This is a genomic window from Alteromonas sp. 38, from assembly GCF_902506055.1.
Classification (GTDB): domain Bacteria; phylum Pseudomonadota; class Gammaproteobacteria; order Enterobacterales; family Alteromonadaceae; genus Alteromonas; species Alteromonas lipotrueae.
Window position 1 is genome coordinate 2,328,846 of the sequence record NZ_LR733300.1, and the last position, 13,548, is coordinate 2,342,393.

Sequence of the window (13,548 nt, forward strand, 5' to 3'; positions counted from 1 at the left end):
AAGATTGTGTCTCAAAAAATGGAGAACGAGGACATGGCAGATAACAGTTCACGCTATATTAGTAATCTGACTCGCGATACCTATGCACTGATATTAGCTGGAGGACGAGGCTCACGTTTGCATGAACTAACAACATGGCGTGCAAAACCTGCACTCTATTTTGGCGGTAAGTTTAGGATTATTGATTTCCCGCTGTCGAATTGTATTAATTCAGGCATTAGACGTGTTGGTGTAGTAACCCAATACAAGTCGCATTCATTGATAAGACATTTAGTACGCGGTTGGGGGCACTTCAAAAAGGAACTTGGCGAGTCAGTAGAAATACTACCCGCTTCTCAGCGATTCTCAGATAGTTGGTACGAAGGTACCGCCGATGCAGTATTCCAAAATATCGACATTATTCGAGACGAACTCCCCAAGTACGTAATGATTTTATCTGGCGACCATATCTATCGTATGGATTACGGTACTATGCTAGCTCGTCATGTTGAAAGTGGCGCTAAAATGACGGTGTCATGTATGTCGGTCCCTATCGAAGAAGCGGCTGGGGCATTTGGCGTGATGTCGGTAGATGAAAATTTCCGTATTAACGGTTTTGCAGAGAAACCTGAAAACCCTGCTCCATTGCCTGGCGATGATAGCCGATGCCTAGCGTCAATGGGTAACTATGTTTTCGATACTGAGTTTCTTTTCGAACAATTACGAAGAGACGCTGAAACCTCTGGCTCACAGCGTGATTTTGGTAAAGACATTATTCCGTCAATAATCAAAGATCACCCCGTGTATGCGTTTGAATTTGAAAGCACCGGTGGTGGCGATGCCTATTGGCGCGATGTAGGTACCATTGATTCATTTTGGGAAGCCAATATGGAGATGGTGGCGCCCGTTCCACAGCTTAATTTGTACGATCAAAAGTGGCCCATCTGGACCTACCAAGAACAATTGCCACCTGCAAAATTTGTGTGGGAAGACCACGACAGACGCGGTGAAGCGATTAATTCGGTTGTGTCTGGCGGCTGTATTATTTCTGGTTCAACCCTTCGCGGCACAATTTGCTTCTCGAACGTAAGAGTGCACTCGTACGGGCTTATAGAAGATGCCGTAATTTTGCCTGATGTTGAAATTATGCGTAATTGTAAGCTAAGAAAAGTGTTGCTTGATAGAGGTTGCGTTATTCCAGAAGGTACCGTCATCGGCTACAACCATGATGATGATAGAGCACGAGGATTCCGTGTTTCTGAAAAAGGCGTGGTGTTAGTTACACGAGAAATGCTAGGCCAACCTGTTGGCGGCCTATCCCCGAACTAAAGGTTAGTTATTCCATTTTGAAATGGTGGTTGAAATCAATTCAGCCACTGCTTCTGGGTGTTCTAAAGGGAACATATGCCCACCATTGAATTCAGTATGATCAATGTTGTTATGTTGAATTAACCTTTCGTACATAGCCGGTCTGCACACCTCGCCATCTTTAGCCGTTACCAGCAAAGCTGGGCACTTCAACTTGCCTTTATACTTACCTAAATTATGCGGTACATTGCGAAATAGCGATGCTTCAACCTCGGCTTTAAATGTTAGCGATGTCAGCTCACCTTTAGTGTGGGTTACATGCTTTACATAATCACGAATACACCGCTTATCCATATTACGAAACAACGCTTTTCCTTGAAAATACGCTTCCATATCAATATGAGATGGCCATTGCGTATTTCGCGTTTCAGCTAGCTTTGCTGGGGTTAATTTATTAATTAACGGCGTCTTCTTTGCAAAGCGAAAAAAGTAACTCATGGGCCCCATCACTAACGGAGGGTCAAGCATGATAAGCCCTCGGAACAAGCTGGGCTCCTCGCAGGCTGCCATGTATGAAATCACCGCACCAAAAGAATGCCCTACCGCATAAACACCTCTACTGTCGGTGTTTTCGGCTTTTACGTGTTTAATAAGCTCATTAACTTGATTGCGCCAATTCGCATTTACTGGCAATTGAGGGTCGTGACCAAACCTGTCGACATGAAGACGGTGAAAATTCTCAGGTAATGAAGAAAAAAGCGCGTTATAACTACCTGCAGGAAATCCATTTGCATGCGCAAAGTGAAAACTAATATCGGTTTTCGACAATGAAATACTCCTTCATGAAAAGCGATGTCAAAGCTACAATTAGCAATAGCAAAGAGAGAAAAGTAAGGGCTGGTAAACCAGCCCTTTATCAAAACAACATGTTATTTATGAAGAAGATAGTACTACAGCCCTCTCGACTCTGCCATCTCCCAATCTTTAACAATTTTAGTACTGGTCCATAAGAACACGATAATAGAAAGCGCATAAGGCACAATCAAATACAGTAAAGACTGACGAAGGGCTTCAACTTCGCCCAATGAAGGCACTAACGCCTGGCTAATAATACCGGTAATCGTTGGCCCGCCGCCCAATGCAATTATGTTCAATACAAAGAAAAACAATGCAGTAGACATAGCACGAACATTAATAGGTGCAAGGGTTTGCGCCATGGCAAAGCTTGGGCCTAAATAGGAACCACTGGTAAACAACAAGAATGTCATTAAGCCTACCGACAACCATAAGTCGTTAACTTGAAGCGAGAAATACAACGCTGGTACACCAATAATTAGCGCAATAGCAGGTAACAACGCATACGCTTTCTTATTTTGTTTACCCCACCTATCGGCAATATAACCACCAAGCCACACGCCTAATGCATAAGCAGAACCATTGATAATACCGAACGCAATAAGCAACTGGGTAATATCTAGCCCTGCAAAGGCACGTACATAATAATCGATGATCCAAGTCGAAATGGCGTAGTTACCGAACGAGCCAAAGGAAATACCTAACGCCATACCCCACCACGTTGGAATCTTCAATAAGGTTTTAAGTGAAGCTGAAACACTGGGCTTTTCAGCGTCATCCGTTTGTACTGACTCGGTACGTTTTGGCTCTTTCACCGTAAACTTCAGCAATAGTGCTAATATTACACCCGGTAAACCCACACTTATCATTACGGTACGCCAATCAGCAGAACCGCCTTGTAAGAAAAATGCAGAAGCAAAGAATGCCAACATCACGCCAAATGGAATACCCAATGAGTACACCGCCAATGCGCCCGCACGCTTTTCTTTAGGAAATAGGTCGGAAATAATACTGTGTGAAGGTGGGCTGCCCCCTGCTTCACCAATACCTACACCAATTCTGGCCAGTGCCAGCTGAGTGTAGTTCATGGCAAGCCCTGAGGCGGCGGTAAAGCCACTCCATAGGGTAAGCGAGATAGCAATGATATTCACACGACTATACCGATCGGCAAGCCACGCTATAGGGATGCCCACCACAGTATAAAGAATGGCGAAATAAACGCCCTTTAATAAGCCTAACTGTGCGTCATCTAAACCCAAATCAGCTTTAATGAATGGAGAAAGGATACCTATGATCTGTCTATCAATAAAATTAAATGCATAAACCAGCGTTAGTATCACTAACACGTAGTTTCTGTAGGCGCGGGATGTATCCGCTTTCTCTACTGGTGCCGTTTGAACCTGACTATGGGCCATATCATTCCCTTTAAATTCAATGAAAACTCAGTCTACGCGGCAGGTTAAAAGATTGACAACTTATTGTTAGTTATTTGTAAATATAAAAAGGAATGTTAGCCTAGGCTTTCTGTTAGCTTGAGCTTAAGGTAGGATATCAGCACCCTTACTCATCAGACCAGACAAACAGCATGACGGTAGACGAGCTTTTAACTCTTTCTTCTTTAGAGGCACTTTCTGAAAATCACTGGAAAGTAGATAACCTCATTATTCCCAGTATTTGGGCGCAAGGGCGTACAGCATTCGGCGGCATCTCAGCAGGCATGGCGTACAGCGCTATTCGTCAAAAAGTCAGTGACGAACGGGTGCTACGTTCATTCACAACGAACTTTGTGGGCCCCCTTTCGCCAGATACGCCATTTTCGATTGAAGTGACCTTATTGCGTGAGGGCAAAAACGTATCTCAATATACCGCCCATGCAAAGCAAAATGGGAAAAGTTGCGTGTTCGTGCAAGCCTGCTTTGGTATTGGCAGAAAATCAGGCATTAAGGTAGAAAACCAAGACATCCATGACATGCCTGCCCCCACCAAAGGTAAATTCATACCACAAATTCCAAAGGTAACCCCTAAGTTTTTACGTCATTTCGATTTAGCTATCGATAAGGGTGGCATCCCTTTCACCCGTAAAAAGAGCAGTGTTTACCATGGGCACATGCGTTTTAAAAAACCACCCGCGCAGATAACCGATGCACACATCATTACCATGATTGATGCTTGGCCGCCCACGCTGTTACAAATGATGAAGTTACCTGCCCCTGCCAGTACCGTTAGTTGGAATCTGGAGTTTATCCATCCGCATAAGCAGGTAGACCCTACAGACTGGTTTGCTTACCAAGCACATACCCGTCAGGCAGAAGATGGCTATGGGCATACTGAAGCGACTATTTGGGATAAAGACAATGAAGTTATTGCGATCAGTCGCCAAACCGTGGCAATTTTTGACTAATTAGGCAATGAGCATTTAAACAAGGTGCTTGGCAGAGAAGTTTTTAGCTAAAAGGCACTGAAAAAACGAGAGCATAAAAAGGGCGTACTGCATAAAAGAGTACGCCCTTTTTCGTTAATAAAGCATAAACGCGTTAGGGTTGAACAAGGAAATAACTGAAATACACTGCAGGTTAGTAATATCCAATGCATCTTCTAAGTCGTCGCGATTTAGCGATAAACTCTCATGTAACTCAGGTTTTAAGTTATTGTAGCTAGGATAAATTTCTGAATTCACGTTATCTAAAGCCAACACGTATGACAACTGCAAAATCTGCTCTTCAACATCAGAAGTGTTGCTGTTGTCGCCGTGTATATTTGAAATAGGCTTATAAATTGTTTCAGGGATACCCCACTCTTTGATGATCCCCGCAGACACGTTCGTAAATGTGTACCCCATCACCCCAGCTTGCAGTTCAGCAGGGCTTACTCTTGCGTTAAACGCCTGACAACGTTTCGCGCTATCTGGCAACATAGCCAATACAACCAACTCACCAATATTATGAAGTAAGCCCGCAACAAATAAGCGTTCCGGCTCTCTGATATTTCGCATTTCAGCAAAGTATTTTGCTAATAGACCACAAGAAACACTTTGCTCCCAAAATTTATCTAAGTCGATAACTTGGCCATCTACCTCTTTGAAAGCTTGGCTAACACCAAAAGCAAGTGCTAGGTCGTAAGTAGAGCGCGTACCTACTACTTGTAGCGCTTTAGTGATGGTATCTATTTTATTAGGGAAACGGTATAACGCTGAATTTGCCACTCTTAAAAGCTGTGTGGCTAACGAAGGGTCAAAAGAGATGATATCAGCGATATCATCAATATTAGATGCTCCGTCATCCATGCAAGCTTTTAAACGCGTCACAGAGTCAGGTAGCACGAACAACGTACTCGCGTTACTAATAATATCTTGTAGGGTCATTTAGGTATACGCTCCTGATATAACCTACTCTATTTAGAAGAGGGTATTTCGCAATCAAGCCTTAAAATAAAAACGGTAACTATAAAACATGATTGGCTTTTTCACTACTAGCTTCATTATAGCGCGATTATTTAGCCTAGCTAATCAGAATTCATTAACTTTCGTATAGTATGCGATAAATTACCTTACATTTTATTCAGTCCCAATAGGGGTTCCCCCTTAAAAGCAGAAGGTTTTAAGCACTTTTATCCGCGATAGAGTTTCATTTTCTTTATTTCCTGCTGTGCTACTATTTCGCGCTTTACACATTTAAGCACAGGTAACTAATGTCAGAGGGAATGTCAGGAGGAATGTCACAAGGCATAATGCAGGTTTTAGTCATTGGCTACGTGTGGCCTGAACCCAATTCCTCCGCCGCTGGTCAAAATATGCTGGCCTTAATTAAACAGTTTCTAAGCTACGGCCATAACGTTACTTTTATGACCGCGGCAACAGACAGTATTCATAAAGCTGATCTAGATAACCTAGGCGTAAGCAGTGAAGCGGTTGCACTCAATTGCAGTAGCTTTAATGAACGAATTGCCAAACTATCGCCTGATATCGTTATTTTCGACCGATACATGACCGAAGAGCAATTTTCTTGGCGAGTAAAAGACACATGCCCTTCTGCTATTCGTATTTTAAACACCGAAGATTTACACAGTTTGCGGCAAGCCAGACACGACGCCGTTAAAGCACAAGATAAGACACTAAGGGCATCCAAAGAAGCTTCCGGGTCTCCTCTTTTAGCGCACATAGCCAGTGCCGCGAAAGAGGCCGACTACAATTCGCCTTTGGCTCAGCGGGAAATTGCCGCCATATTACGTTGCGACCTTACTTTGGTCATTTCTCGCACCGAGTACGCACTACTTACCGACCATTATCAGGTTCCCAAAAAACAGCTTTATTACCATCCTCTTAATGTAGCGCCAATAAATGATAAATCACCAAACTTTGATGAACGCACCGACATTGTCACCATTGGTAATTTTCGTCATGCGCCAAATTGGGATGCAGTATTACAGCTCAAGCAAACCGTTTGGCCTGCTATAAAAAAGGTGCTCCCTCAAGCAAATTTACATATTTATGGTGCCTATCCGCCCAAAAAAGCCACGCAGTTGCATAACCCCAAGAATGGGTTTTACCTTGATGGCTGGGCTGAAAATGCACACGATGTTATTGCTAACGCACGGCTGCTCATTGCACCGCTGCGCTTTGGTGCTGGTATTAAAGGTAAAATACTAGAAGCCATGCGATGTGAAACCCCTACCCTGACAACTTGGGTAGGTGCGGAGGGTATTGCCGAAACAGCACACCATGCTACATGGGGAGGGGCAATTTGCAATACCCCAGAAGAGTTCGCGAAACACGCCGCTAGACTTTACAGCAGCGAAGAGGACTGGTCGTCAGCAAGTAAGTTAGGGCTAACGTTGTTTAACGCTTTTGAAGGTGCCAAAGAGAATGAAACCTTAAGCGAACGGGTTGCCATTATAGCTACAGATGTAGATGCACATCGCAAGACCTTGTTTCTGCAAGGGCTGCTATGGCATCAAACCTTGAATGCGAGTAAATACATGTCGCAGTGGATTGAAGCTAAAAACCAAAACTTATAGCGTATTTAAGCGGCGCAATACACTTAAAATACCATTGCCTCTAGACTGGCTTAAATGGCGCTGCAAATTACACGCGTTCATGTATTGCTCAAAATCGTACGCCTTTCTTTGTTCATCTGAAAGGCTATTTGCTTTTTCTAGTAGTACCGCCAGCACGCCGCGAATAATTTTACTGGGTGAATAAGCCGCAATTACAAGGTCGCCCGTGTTTTGTGCAGGCGTACACGCTACCCATACTTTACTTTCACAACCCGGTACCAATGAGTCTTCAGTGCGTGCCGACTCTGGTAAAGCCAACAGCTGCTTGCCAGCCAGCATAATGGCGCGAGTGGCGCCATCCCACCCTTTTGCCGCAGCCACGGTTTGCCCTAGCGGCAACAGTTGCGTAGATTCTGTCATCGTTGTGGGGTTACAGCGTTGTAATTCATATCAACATCTTCAGAAAGCTGAGTCCAACAGCTAGGCACTAGCATCTGCGCTAAATTCGGCGCTTAGCTCTTCTGCTGTCATTACTAAGTTTTCGGCATCGGCAGAAGTAGGAAACATTACCAATTCCACCCCATTTTTAGTGAGGCCAGGTAACCAAGTCTCGGTAAACTCATTAAACGGCACTGCCACGCAAGTACCCGTAATGTGGTTGTCGTCTAACCATGCCTGCGCTAAGTTATTGTGAGGAAATACTGGCAATCGAGTAATGTCGTTGTCTTCCAGCATGACAAAGCCTTCTGTACCTTGGATTAGCCAAATTTCTTTCGCTTTGGGTACGTAGCTGATCACTAGCATTTGTCGGTCTTCAGCAGACAAACTTTTCGCTTGTGCTAGCACAGTATCGTTTAGTGTGGCGGTTACAGTATCTGGAAACACAAAAAATTACCTTATAGTTAAGAGGCGCCAAGTATACCCTTTGCAAGCAGCCCCGCCAAATACCAAAGTCTCTTTAATCTTATAAATTCAAGTTGAAAACATCTCCTGCGACTAATATTATTGCGAGCAAATATATGTCACCTTATCTTGAGTTTTAAGCTGGGTTTCATAATGCACTCCACATGCTTCTTGTACATTAGCAATCTATATTCACGGTAGTAAATTACATCTGCCTTTTATTAAAAAACGCAAAGCTTAAAACTTCATGCAAAACCTATTTAGCGATTTAAAGATAAAAACCCACAGTAAACATGACGAACTAGAGCACAGCGTACCCTTTGCACTTTTTCATAATATGATGGGGCTAAATGGCAGTGAAAAACACGAAAATCATTCAGAAAATTACCACTGCGTACTTTATGTAATGCGAGAATTTCATCAGCACTGCAAGTTAGTCATTAACCACGCTATTGAAAAGTACCCTACACTTAAGCCACTTGCAGAGCAGTTTGAAGCCCAACAAGTGCTAACAGCACTTGATAACGATTTGGCACGGTTAAGTTCAACCGACGCTAAGCGAACCACAGAATTAGAAACGGTAAGCTTCCCCAGTTTTGAAACATCACTATCTGCCACAATTTCTGCAATGTATGTGTGGTTAGGTTCATCGATGGGCGCCAATATTATTAGCCGTAGACTTGAAAAGGCAGACTACGGTTTTCCTACGCATTACTATCAAACTATGGCAAAACAGGCCAAGGCTTGGCCCGAATTCAAGCAAGAAGTAGCACGTTTATTACCCGCAATGATTGAGGGCAACCAGGTTGAAAGCCAGAATTGCGAAACGTTAAGTGTGGCTATCATTAATGATGCTAATCTTTGGTTTGATCATCTTATTTTGTTAGGAAAAAGCACAACTTTGCCCCCACAGACATTAAGTTAAACCAAGCATTCTGTTAGAATTCATCAATTCCGTTTTTTAAGAAGCCCTTATGAAAGTAATCTCATTTAATATCAATGGCATTCGCGCCCGCCTTCACCAGCTCCAAGCATTAATAGATGCGCATCAGCCCGACATTATTGGCCTACAGGAAATAAAAGTTCATAACGAACAGTTTCCTGTTGAAGCCGTTGAAGCGATGGGTTATCACGTTTATTTTCATGGTCAAAAGAGTCACTATGGGGTGGCATTTTTAGCGAAAAAAGAGCCTGAGTCTGTGCTTATGGGCTTCCCTACTGATGAAGAAGATGCGCAGCGTCGCATGATTATATTGAAAACCACAGACCACGACGGCCAGCCAGTAACCGTATTAAATGGTTATTTCCCGCAAGGCGAAAACGAAAAGCACGAAACTAAATACCCAGCAAAACGTAAGTTCTATAAAGATCTAATGACTTATCTAGACACCCACCATACTCCTGATGAAAATGTCATTGTGATGGGCGATGTGAACATCTCACATACCGATTCAGATATTGGCATTGGCGAAGAGAATAAAAAACGTTGGTTGCGTACGGGCAAATGTAGCTTTTTACCCGAAGAAAGAGTGTGGTTGAACACACTGATGGATTGGGGCTTTGAAGACAGCTTTAGAACATTGAACCCAGACACTACCGACAGGTACTCGTGGTTCGATTATCGTTCGAAAGGTTTTAATGATAATCGTGGTCTTCGTATTGATCTTATTTTGGCTACCCCTTCTATGCATAAACGATTGAGCGATGCCGGAATAGATTATGAACTTCGCGGTATTGAAAAACCGTCTGATCATGCACCTATTTGGGCGACGTATAGTCAATAAGAAATCTACAGTAGATAAGTATCGGAGAGTGTGTGACAACGCTACAGTGGCTTGGCCTTACTTTATATTGTTTAACCCTAGTTGGGGTTATTAAACAAATTTCTGTTATAGGCCTAATGGGCGACAAGCACCAACAGCACCTGTTGTTTGGTAGCGCTGCCGCGTTGTTCGCGTTTTGGATCTTCAAAGTGGGCATTTTTGAAGGGCTAGATGTTCATTTTGTTGGTTTAAGTGTGGTTACACTCATGCTCGGATTTCGTTACGCCATTCTGGCCGGCACCCTTGCTTTATTGGGTGCTACCGCCGCTGGTTTTGCACAGTGGCACACCATAGGCGTAAACGGCGTATTAGGTGTTATGCTCCCTGTCGCGGTAACCTACTTTGTGTATTTAGTGTCGTTTCACCATCTCCCCCGCCAACTGTTCGTTTATATTTTTGTGTGCGCTTTCTTTCCAGGCGCACTCAGCATTGCTCTTAAAACCGGCGCACTTGCAGGTTATTACTTCATTGAAGGCATTTATACGTGGGATGTTATTTACGATAATTTTGTACTACTCATTCCACTTTTAGTGTTTCCAGAAGCCTTGCTGAACGGTATGGCAATTACTCTGCTCGTCATCTATCAACCCACGTGGGTTTACACCTTCCACGATAAGTTTTATTTCGATAACTAAGCAATAACTAAACAAGACACCCATGTTTTTTCGTCTCACCATTAACGAGACAACCATTAACGAGACACCCATCATTTAAACTCAACAAAATTACATGGACATCCACGTTTTTCGCCTGAGCGTTATGAAAGAACGTTACGAAGAACGTTACGAAGACACCCACCTCAAAACGTTAATGAATTATGTGGACATCCACCCTATTTAATAAACACCTTATAGAGACACCCACGTTTAAAGCGTTAAAAATTACGAAGACACCCACCCTATATTGATAAAATGAACGATGGATGTCCCCCCAAATTGCTTCGAAATAACATGGGTGTCTCGATAAAAGAATATCGAAATAACGTGGGTGTCTTAGTAAGAAGAATGTCGAATTAACGTGGGTGTCTTGATAATTACAGGCACAAAAAAACCGCCTGGTTGGCGGTTTTACAATGGGTGTCTTTGTAAAAGCTAGCGCGTTGCGCTTACTTTTTGTCGAACAAAATATCCATAACGTCGGCTAGTTCACCTTTGCCTTCGCGAATTTCTTCTTCGCTTAACCCAGCGATTTCATGCGGGAATACTAACCACTCATCACTTTCGTTTACGTAGTAATCAGGCACAATATCAGTTGTGTTGTTCTGAGGCTTGTACCATGGACATGCAATACGAATGTCTTTTGGCATATTCAAACGCATCAATTTGCGAATTTGCTGAATAAGCGCATCTACACTGCGGCCCGAATCGAAAACATCATCAACAATAAGTAGCTTATGTTCTGCGTCTGCGTTTTCCACCAAGTAGTGTAAACCGTGAACACGAATTTCTTTAGATTGCTTATTAATGCCATAGTAAGAAGAAGTACGCACCGCAATGTGGTCGGTAGAATAGTCTTTAAACTCAAAAAATTCTTGTACCGCTATGCCGATAGGTGCACCACCGCGCCAAATACCAATGATGAAATCGGGGCGAAACCCGTCATCATACACCTTTGCTGCTAAACGAAAGGAATCCTGAAGCAACGCTTGCGAGGTGATAAAATTCTTGTTCATGACGTCTCACTGGCCGAAATTTAAAGACCGCGATTATAGTGAATTCTGCCGCAATTTGCACGGCAAATTCACTAACTTATTCGTTTTGAAGAGCTTGCGAAGGTTGCGTTTTCATGGCACGCCTAGCAGGGTAAATACTCGCAACAATGCAAAGTAGCAATGAAAATAGCGTTACAGAAACTATCTGCAACCAGTGCATATCAATAGGTAACCCTTGCCCGTCTGACGATAGCGCAATAGGTACATTCAAAAAACTCATGACGGGGTTTAGTAGTAAAGTCACCACCACACCAGCCACCAATCCTATACCCGCGCCCTTTACTCCATTGAACAGCCCATTTAATACAAACACCGTCATAATGGTGCTAGGCAACATGCCTTGGGTTTGAAGTACTGCAATGTCGCCTTGCTTTTCCGACACCACCATCACTAACGATGAAACCAAATTAAACGCTGCCACGGCTATAATTAACAGCAGCATTAGGAACATCATGTTCTTTTCCATTTTTACAGCGTCGAACAAAGGTCCTTGGCGCTCTCGCCATGTACGTACAGGCAAATCAGCCTCAACAATAGGCTTCAGCGTGTCTTGATACAAAAACGCATCGTCTAAAAATAATCGAGTGGCCGTGTTCTTACCTGAAACATCTCGCAGTAAACGGTTCACATCATCAAGCTGCATATAAATAACTTTGTCATCCATTTGCGAGCCCATATCGAATACGCCTGAAATAGTCACCAACCGTTGGCTTGGCATGCGACCAAATGGCGTGTAAACACTGGCTCCAGCTACCATTACCCGAAGTTTGTCGCCAGCACGCACATTTAATTGCATAGACAACGCCCTGCCAATAATGGCGTTGTAGCTACCGGCAGTTAGGCTTGCAAAATTACCCTGCTGCATTTCGTGAGCAACCATAGTGTGCTGCAACATGCTGTCTGCTTGCACACCATGTAACTGTACACCACGTAAATCTGAACGAGACTGCACTACCGCTTCGGCTTCTCGAAACGGCATACTTGCCACCACATTGGGCAAGCCCATTACAACGCTTTCTTCAATAGGCGCATTAATTTCAATATGCGGCACTATACCCAAAATGCGCTGTTTCAATTGGGCTTCAAAGCCATTCATTACAGAAAGCACAATAATAAGCGCCGTTAGGCCAAGGGCAATACCTGCTACCGAAAAGCGATTGATAAAGGAAACAAAGCTATTTTGGCTAGACGACTGCGCCGGGCCAGATTTCGCATACCGATAAGCGATAAAAGCGGGAAGAGGAAAGTACATAATGCGCGCTTAGTCCAAAGGTGTGATGACGGGGCAATCTCAAAATAGTAAAGTGCGTATACTACGTGTAAGCTACTGGCCGTACAAGATAAGTGGCGGGAGATATGATGGAAAACCTAAGCCTAGAAGAAAAAAAAGCCCAGTTCGATGAATATTTCTCTATTCAGCACAGCGTTAACATTAACGTGAAGCCACTTGCTGAAGGTGAAACCGTGCCTTCTGAAGCGGGTTTAGAGCAAGCCATGCCCTACGCATTTCGTGTAGCTAGCGAAATGGCCAGCATTGAAGCCCAAGCACTTCGCCCGTTACGTCATTTAAGCGACCATGCTGAATCCTTAGCTGAATATTTAAATCACCAAGCTCGCAAGATAGATTTAATGATGTCATTTATTTTACACCAGCAAGATGAACCAGATCATCGTTTTAGCACAATAAAGCTCGGTGGCGGTGGCGTTATTATTAAAAGCCCAACTGCCATGGAAATTGGCAGCCAAGCTGAACTCAAATTATTTCTTGATACTGAAGCGGCCGCAATATTTTGCTACGGGGAAGTTATTACTTGCGAGAACGTCGAGGATAGCTACCATATAGCTTTTATTTTCAATAGCATCCGAGAGCAAGATCAAGAATTGCTTGTTCGTGCCAGCTTGCATTTGCAAACTCAGCAATTGAAAAAACGAGCACAAGAAAAGGCTACCGGAGCCTAGCGCTAAAGAAAAAGCCAG

The 13,548-nt window shown here is 43.5% G+C and carries 14 protein-coding genes; 7 read left to right on the forward strand and 7 right to left on the reverse strand.

Translation table 11 applies throughout. The features are described 5' to 3' along the window. The first annotated feature begins 33 nt into the window (after positions 1–33). The gene (gene glgC, locus FLAVO9R_RS10080) at positions 34–1,308 is read left to right on the forward strand and encodes a glucose-1-phosphate adenylyltransferase (protein WP_159530945.1); all 1,275 of its coding nucleotides are present in this window, start codon (positions 34–36) and stop codon (positions 1,306–1,308) included. A 3-nt stretch (positions 1,309–1,311) separates the two neighbouring features. Here the strand turns inward: glgC and FLAVO9R_RS10085 are convergent, their stop codons facing one another. Beyond that, positions 1,312–2,115, reverse strand: a complete 804-nt coding sequence (locus tag FLAVO9R_RS10085) for an alpha/beta fold hydrolase (RefSeq protein WP_159530947.1) — start codon at positions 2,113–2,115, stop codon at positions 1,312–1,314. Positions 2,116–2,237: 122 nt separating this feature from the next. Further along, the gene (locus FLAVO9R_RS10090) at positions 2,238–3,557 is read right to left on the reverse strand and encodes a spinster family MFS transporter (protein WP_126873697.1); all 1,320 of its coding nucleotides are present in this window, start codon (positions 3,555–3,557) and stop codon (positions 2,238–2,240) included. Between the two features lie 170 nt (positions 3,558–3,727). Between FLAVO9R_RS10090 and FLAVO9R_RS10095 the strand changes: the two genes are divergently transcribed. Further along, on the forward strand, positions 3,728–4,543 hold the full coding sequence (locus tag FLAVO9R_RS10095; protein ID WP_159530949.1) for an acyl-CoA thioesterase: 816 nt from the start codon (positions 3,728–3,730) through the stop codon (positions 4,541–4,543). A 114-nt stretch (positions 4,544–4,657) separates the two neighbouring features. On the opposite strand, the gene FLAVO9R_RS10100 is transcribed toward FLAVO9R_RS10095, so the two are convergent. Further along, positions 4,658–5,503: an HDOD domain-containing protein gene (locus FLAVO9R_RS10100; RefSeq protein ID WP_159530951.1), complete on the reverse strand. Its 846-nt coding sequence runs from the start codon at positions 5,501–5,503 to the stop codon at positions 4,658–4,660. Positions 5,504–5,865: 362 nt separating this feature from the next. On the opposite strand from FLAVO9R_RS10100, the gene FLAVO9R_RS10105 reads away from it, so the two are divergent. After that, positions 5,866–7,155 (forward strand): glycosyltransferase, encoded by a 1,290-nt coding sequence (locus FLAVO9R_RS10105; protein WP_201299298.1) that lies wholly within the window; start codon positions 5,866–5,868, stop codon positions 7,153–7,155. Here FLAVO9R_RS10105 and FLAVO9R_RS10110 read toward each other — a convergent pair. Both FLAVO9R_RS10110 and FLAVO9R_RS10115 read right to left on the reverse strand, forming a co-directional pair. Further along, positions 7,150–7,554, reverse strand: coding sequence for a SufE family protein (locus tag FLAVO9R_RS10110; protein ID WP_159530953.1), 405 nt, complete (start codon positions 7,552–7,554; stop codon positions 7,150–7,152). The genes FLAVO9R_RS10105 and FLAVO9R_RS10110 overlap by 6 nt on opposite strands. 60 nt (positions 7,555–7,614) lie before the next feature. Then, positions 7,615–8,019 carry a DUF2750 domain-containing protein gene (locus FLAVO9R_RS10115; RefSeq protein WP_159530955.1) on the reverse strand — a complete coding sequence of 135 codons (405 nt, stop codon included), beginning with the start codon at positions 8,017–8,019 and terminating at the stop codon, positions 7,615–7,617. Between the two features lie 265 nt (positions 8,020–8,284). On the opposite strand from FLAVO9R_RS10115, the gene FLAVO9R_RS10120 reads away from it, so the two are divergent. The 3 genes from FLAVO9R_RS10120 to FLAVO9R_RS10130 are packed head-to-tail and all read left to right on the forward strand — an operon-like array spanning position 8,285 to position 10,495. Further along, positions 8,285–8,962 carry a hypothetical protein gene (locus tag FLAVO9R_RS10120; RefSeq protein WP_159530957.1) on the forward strand — a complete coding sequence of 226 codons (678 nt, stop codon included), beginning with the start codon at positions 8,285–8,287 and terminating at the stop codon, positions 8,960–8,962. Positions 8,963–9,011: 49 nt separating this feature from the next. Then, the gene (gene xthA, locus FLAVO9R_RS10125) at positions 9,012–9,821 is read left to right on the forward strand and encodes an exodeoxyribonuclease III (protein WP_159530959.1); all 810 of its coding nucleotides are present in this window, start codon (positions 9,012–9,014) and stop codon (positions 9,819–9,821) included. A gap of 32 nt (positions 9,822–9,853) precedes the next feature. Continuing rightward, complete coding sequence (locus FLAVO9R_RS10130) at positions 9,854–10,495, forward strand: energy-coupling factor ABC transporter permease (protein WP_159530961.1); 642 nt, start codon at positions 9,854–9,856, stop codon at positions 10,493–10,495. Positions 10,496–10,965: 470 nt separating this feature from the next. Here the strand turns inward: FLAVO9R_RS10130 and FLAVO9R_RS10135 are convergent, their stop codons facing one another. Then, positions 10,966–11,532 (reverse strand): phosphoribosyltransferase, encoded by a 567-nt coding sequence (locus FLAVO9R_RS10135; RefSeq protein WP_013784537.1) that lies wholly within the window; start codon positions 11,530–11,532, stop codon positions 10,966–10,968. A 76-nt stretch (positions 11,533–11,608) separates the two neighbouring features. Beyond that, positions 11,609–12,823, reverse strand: a complete 1,215-nt coding sequence (locus FLAVO9R_RS10140; RefSeq protein WP_159530963.1) for a lipoprotein-releasing ABC transporter permease subunit — start codon at positions 12,821–12,823, stop codon at positions 11,609–11,611. A gap of 107 nt (positions 12,824–12,930) precedes the next feature. Here FLAVO9R_RS10140 and FLAVO9R_RS10145 point away from each other — a divergent pair, with 107 nt between their 5' ends. After that, on the forward strand, positions 12,931–13,530 hold the full coding sequence (locus tag FLAVO9R_RS10145; protein WP_159534551.1) for a PilZ domain-containing protein: 600 nt from the start codon (positions 12,931–12,933) through the stop codon (positions 13,528–13,530). The last annotated feature ends 18 nt before the right edge of the window (positions 13,531–13,548 follow it).

Coding starts and splice junctions, on each gene's coding strand:
- FLAVO9R_RS10095 (WP_159530949.1), top strand. CDS start 3,728: ATGACGGTAGACGAGCTTTTAACTCTTTCTTCTTTAGAGGCACTTTCT.
- FLAVO9R_RS10140 (WP_159530963.1), bottom strand. CDS start 12,823: ATGTACTTTCCTCTTCCCGCTTTTATCGCTTATCGGTATGCGAAATCT.
- xthA (WP_159530959.1), top strand. CDS start 9,012: ATGAAAGTAATCTCATTTAATATCAATGGCATTCGCGCCCGCCTTCAC.
- FLAVO9R_RS10135 (WP_013784537.1), bottom strand. CDS start 11,532: ATGAACAAGAATTTTATCACCTCGCAAGCGTTGCTTCAGGATTCCTTT.
- FLAVO9R_RS10090 (WP_126873697.1), bottom strand. CDS start 3,557: ATGGCCCATAGTCAGGTTCAAACGGCACCAGTAGAGAAAGCGGATACA.
- FLAVO9R_RS10110 (WP_159530953.1), bottom strand. CDS start 7,554: ATGACAGAATCTACGCAACTGTTGCCGCTAGGGCAAACCGTGGCTGCG.
- FLAVO9R_RS10120 (WP_159530957.1), top strand. CDS start 8,285: ATGCAAAACCTATTTAGCGATTTAAAGATAAAAACCCACAGTAAACAT.
- FLAVO9R_RS10100 (WP_159530951.1), bottom strand. CDS start 5,503: ATGACCCTACAAGATATTATTAGTAACGCGAGTACGTTGTTCGTGCTA.
- FLAVO9R_RS10145 (WP_159534551.1), top strand. CDS start 12,931: ATGGAAAACCTAAGCCTAGAAGAAAAAAAAGCCCAGTTCGATGAATAT.
- glgC (WP_159530945.1), top strand. CDS start 34: ATGGCAGATAACAGTTCACGCTATATTAGTAATCTGACTCGCGATACC.